The organism is Atopobium deltae, from assembly GCF_001552785.1.
In the GTDB taxonomy this organism is placed as follows: Bacteria; Actinomycetota; Coriobacteriia; order Coriobacteriales; family Atopobiaceae; genus Atopobium; species Atopobium deltae.
In genome coordinates this window covers 1-543 of record NZ_KQ959511.1, presented here as the reverse complement: position 1 = coordinate 543, position 543 = coordinate 1, and the positions used below count along the sequence as shown (strand labels likewise).

1 protein-coding gene is annotated in these 543 nt (G+C 38.9%); it reads right to left on the bottom strand.

What is annotated here, in order from left to right; all coding sequences use genetic code 11:
• Nucleotides 1-282: 282 nt before the first annotated feature.
• Nucleotides 283-543 (bottom strand): hypothetical protein (locus HMPREF3192_RS06950; protein WP_197414572.1); only part of this gene is annotated, 261 nt, incomplete at its 5' end.

The following is a 543-nucleotide window of genomic DNA, read 5'->3' as shown; positions in this document are numbered from 1 at the left end:
GCCACAAATCCTCATCTTCATCTTTGCTGTAAATAGGGTATACTTTCGTAATGAAATCCTTTACTTATAGTTTTGGATCTGGCGTTGGCCTCTGCGCCCGAAATCAGGGGTCTTTTTTGAGAACGTAGGCGCTCTAACAAGATCAATGATCTCTAGCCTGATTCTATTGACATTTGCTTACGATTGGATACACTTTTAGACAAGTTAGAGGCAGCCCCCTAGACAGGATTAGTGCTGGGTTCCCAACGGGGAGTAGACGCAGTCAACTTGTTTGCTGGCAGTTTAGAATTCCTTTGCCCCTTGGGCTGCCCTCTTGTTTTTTAACTCTTTTAGTTCTTCTATTAAATGGTTATTTCTCATTAAAGCTTCTACAATTTGGGCAATTACAGTTTGTGAGTACGTTCTTGTCGTACTATTGCCAACTTCGTGCTTGTAGCAAAATTGAGATTTTTCCTTATATCCATATTGGTCGGCGAAAAGTTGGAAATCGTTATTAGTGAATTTATCTTTTTCTGCATTGTTTACATATATTTTTACATTATT